This is a genomic window from Pseudolactococcus laudensis (genome assembly GCF_013449735.1).
Taxonomy (GTDB): Bacteria; Bacillota; Bacilli; order Lactobacillales; family Streptococcaceae; genus Pseudolactococcus; species Pseudolactococcus laudensis.
Genome location: NZ_JACBNY010000048.1, coordinates 1 through 4,551, shown reverse-complemented (window position 1 = coordinate 4,551; position 4,551 = coordinate 1). Strand labels below are relative to the sequence as shown.

The window sequence follows — 4,551 nt, the reverse complement described above, 5'->3', positions numbered from 1 at the left end:
GAACAATACCATTGGCCTATTAAAGGACGAAATAAATTTTATCAAAGTCTCCGTACAGCCTCTTCCACGATTAAGGGCATGGAGACCATTCGAGGAATATATAAAAAGAACCGAACAAATGGAACGCTCTTCGGCCTTTCTATGTGTACTGAAATCAAGGTATTAATGGGAATAACAGCCTAAGATATTTGGAGTTCAGAGCGGGCGCGTTTGATTTTCAAACTTTGCAACAGAACCATGTTGGTCATTTGAGTGCACTGATTGAATGTTGCCGTTTGCTGATAAATGTTACAATATTTGATTGCAATATTGCATTTTTTTATGGGGGTTCTGCCAATGACAGTTAGAAAAAGACAATTTGGGACAGAAAAAGATTCGTTTGCTCTGCCTGCTAGACATACAAGAGAAAACGATCGGAAGTTGAGTATCAATCGTATTTTTATCGTGATTACGCTTATTTTTTGGGTATGTTATGTTTCGTCAACGATTTATAATCAGATGATTGTGCATATACCGAATTTCAGATCTGCTATTGAAACGTGTTTATATATCGTAATTGTTACCTTACTTGATTTTTCTGCCCTGATGTATTTAATTGAAAGAGAAGGGGCTTTGAAAAGGTTTGCGCAACATACGAGGGTGCCTCGTCAAAATATTGACACCCATTTTTCGAAAAGACAGCCTAAAATGACGGTGCTTGTGCCTTCCTATGATGAAGAGATTAAAGTGATTCGTCAAACCTTACTTTCGGCTGCGCTTCAAGAATACCCAGATATTAATATCGTCTTGTTGCTTGATGATAAACCCAGACCTAGTCAGCAAGATGCGATCGACAAGTTAGAAAGAACGAAGGCGGCTGTCTTAGACATTGGCAAACGCTTCGAAGAACCAAGTCATCGGTTTAAGCAGTCATTGCTTGCGTTTGAAAATAAGACAAAGCACAAAAAGCAGTCTAAAACTGACGATGCTTTTGAAGCAACTCAAAAAGTGGTGCAGGAATATAAGTGGGCTGCTGACTGGCTGCTGGCTTTTGCAAATTCTGAAAAAGTGGCTGATCACGTTGATCATTTTTTTGTCGATAAAGTGATTAAAGATTTGGCTGATAATTTGTATTTGATATCAAGTGCCATTGACAAATCAATTTCAGAAAATGTGATAATCAGTGATGAACGACTCCATCAATTATATAGTCGGTTGGTTTGGGTTTTTACTTTTAACATCAGCTATTTTCAACGTAAAGAATATCTATCACTTTCTCATGAAGCCAATAAGGCGATGAATTTGAATTCCTACATTAATTTAATGGGTGGGAAGTATAAAATTGAAAAAATAGCAAAGAATAAAGTTTTATTACCTGTTCAAGAACATGAATCTTTTGATTTAGAAGTACCAGACAGTGAGTATATCTTAACGCTTGATGCGGATTCCATTTTGCTGATGGAATATTGTTTACGACTGGTTTATTTAATGGATCAAAAACAAAATGAGAAAATAGCGGTGACCCAGACACCTTATTCTTCTTTTCGTGGTTCGCCAACGCGAATCGAAAGAATTACGGGCTCGACGACAGATATCCAACATTTACTGCATCAAGGAAGTACGCATTTTGATGCGACTTTTTGGGTAGGTGCTAATGCCGTTATTCGCAAGCGTGCTTTAGAAGACATTGCTGAAGTTGATGAAATTCACGGCTTTATGTTTCGACGTTTTATACAAGATCGGACGGTTATTGAAGATACGGAGTCAAGTATTGACTTACGTCGGAAAGAGTGGCGTTTATATAATTATCCAGAAAGATTGAGTTATAGCGCAACACCACCTGATTTTGGGTCTTTAGTGATTCAGAGGGGACGTTGGGCCAATGGTGGCTTGTTGATTTTACCGAAATTGTTAGCAGCTAGAAAACAGCTGAAACGAGAAGGTAGGCCGATGAGGCGTTTAGGATTTTTGATCCGAGTGAATTATATGTGTTCTGTGGCTTGGGCAAGTTTTGGTCTACTCTTTTTGTTAGTCTATCCCTTTGACTCAAAGCTACTGAGTATCTTTATTCTCCTTTCTGCAATCCCTTATTTTATCGCAATGTCGAGTGACTTGAAATATTTACGCTATAGGCGAATAGATGTTTTCGGTATCTATGGTTTTAACTTGCTCTTACTACCCGTTAACCTGGCGGGTGTCATGAAGTCGATCCAGCAAGGGTTAACGGATAAAAAAATCCCCTTTGCTAGAACACCCAAAGTTGACAATAGAACCTCTGTCCATGGTTGGTATGTCTTTTCTCCAATTGCAATTATTGTTTACTCCATGTTCACTTGTTTGAAATCCTATCAGGATGGTAACTGGGCCAATGCACTCTTTGCGGGATTTAATACGGTTACCGCTTTATGGGCAACGATAGCCTATATCGGACTGATGAATATGGTCAAAGATATTCTAAATAATTTCTTGAACTGGATTTTGGTTGAAGAAAAAAGTAAGAAGATAGAAAATGCAATAGAACAAAGTGATGAGATGGATTGGCGTTCAATCCTATATTATGGTGAAAAAGAAGAAAAGCTGTCACTTCGTGTGGAAATCGAGCACCATAAAGAACACTGATTGTCGGATCTGTTGAATAGGCTTGAAGAAAATCATGAGCAGACTGAAAGGATAGTATGAAAACGAAAATATCATTTCTGCGATTATTCATTTTATTAGGGATAATTACCGTAGCAGGTTTACTCTATTTTAATATTGGTCATATAGTATCTAAAAGTGTTGGAAAGGAAAAGGTGAAAGAAAAACCCTGGTTTGCCTCTTATGTGGATGCCATCCTCATGCCTCAATTTGATTTTGAAGATGTGGAGGGAAATTTCGTCTTGTCTTTTGTTGTCGCATCGGATAAAGATAACTCCCCGAGTTGGGGGAACGCTTATTCATTAGATGAAGCTGAAACGTCACTTGACTTAGAACGTCGTATCGCAAGAGTTCGTCAAAATAATGGTGATGTGGTGATTTCCTTTGGTGGCCTCATTAATCATGAATTAGCCCAAAAATATACAGCTCCTAAAGCGTTGATGTCTGCTTATGAATCAGTTGTTGTGCGGTATGCGGTCAATACAATTGATCTAGATTTAGAGAACGAAGGCCTGACAGATGTTGCAGCAGGTAAAGTTCGCGCACAAGCAATCGCAGAGTTACAGAAAAAAAGAAAAAAGGCATCCAAGCCATTAGCTGTCTGGATGACCTTGCCAGTCAGTACAGATGGGTTAACATCTGATGGGGTAAATGCGGTCAAAATATTGCTAGATGAAGACGTCGAATTGGCTGGTGTCAACGGGATGACCATGAATTTTGGGGAGACACGCAAGCCTGATCTTTCGATGGGTAAAAATGCCATTCAGGCCTTGAAAAAGTTACATGCACAGCTCAAAAAAATCTACCAGGATAAAAAAATATTTTTGAGCGACAAAGCAGTCTGGGCTAAAATTGGTGCAACACCTATGATCGGTCAAAACGATCTATCAAATGAAATTTTTACATTAGCTGATGCCAAGACACTGAATCAGTTTGCGCAAAAAAGTGGCTTGGGTCGTTTGTCCATCTGGTCCGCTAATCGAGATAGAGCCTCTACCACAAGTAGTGTGCACACAAATGTCGTATCCAATTTTTATAGTGGTGTTGAGCAAGAAGATCAAGCCTTCTCCAAGATATTGAAGGTTGGTTTTGAGGGTAATCTGTTAGCCAATACGACGAAAGAAACAGTGTCAGACGTAACAGAAGAAGATTTGATTGATCATCCTAAAACATCACCTTATCAGATTTGGTCGAAAGATAAAACTTATCTAGCCGAGACAAAAGTGGTTTGGCAGCATAATGTCTACCAAGCAAAATGGTGGACAAGAGGAGATGAGCCGAATGTGCCATTGACAAACTCGGATGCTAATCCATGGGTGTTGCTAGGTCCTGTGTTAAAAGGTGAAAAGCCGGTTAGTATACCAGTCCTTAAAGATGGGACTTATGAATCATGGGGAAATGAAAAGGTTTATAAGGCCGGAGACCGCGTGATGGTGGGAAGTAATGGCTATGTTGCAAAATGGTGGAATCAAGATGAAACGCCAGAAAAAGCTATTATTAATCCTAACGACTCTCCTTGGCGACCAATGACTGAAAGTGAGATAATGGAAGTATTGAAAAAATAAAAAAACTAGGATCTCATTTTAGTAGGGTGAGTCAAAATATAATAATTATAAAAATCACTGAATTCTAATCAGTGATTTTTTATTAGGTTTATAAATAATAGTTATCTAACAGATTAAAATGGAGAATCGGATTATTTCTGTTGGTTCTGTTGCAAAGTTTTCCAAAAAATCTATTTTAGTGTAAAATTGAGAAAAAAGACAGAGAGGACAGAGTAATGAATCATTTTAAAGGCAAACAATTCAAAAAAGACGTCATTATTGTCGCTGTTGGTTACTACCTGCGTTACAATCTAAGCTATCGTGAAGTTCAGGAATTGTTATATGATCGTGGAATAAATGTTTGTCATACTACGATTTATCGTTGGGTGCA

Annotated in this window: 2 protein-coding genes and 2 pseudogenes; all 4 read left to right on the top strand. The window is 38.3% G+C overall.

From position 1 onward, the window contains the following. Positions 1 to 183, top strand: a pseudogene (locus HZR21_RS11230) (IS6 family transposase); the annotation flags it as partial. A 153-nt stretch (positions 184 to 336) separates the two neighbouring features. After that, entirely contained in the window at positions 337 to 2,598 is a 2,262-nt protein-coding gene (locus tag HZR21_RS11225) for a glycosyltransferase family 2 protein (protein WP_180747683.1), read from the top strand. Between the two features lie 173 nt (positions 2,599 to 2,771). Further along, positions 2,772 to 4,181, top strand: a complete 1,410-nt coding sequence (locus HZR21_RS11220) for a chitinase (RefSeq protein ID WP_310592580.1) — start codon at positions 2,772 to 2,774, stop codon at positions 4,179 to 4,181. Positions 4,182 to 4,396: 215 nt separating this feature from the next. Then, positions 4,397 to 4,551: pseudogene (locus HZR21_RS11215) on the top strand (IS6 family transposase); the annotation flags it as partial.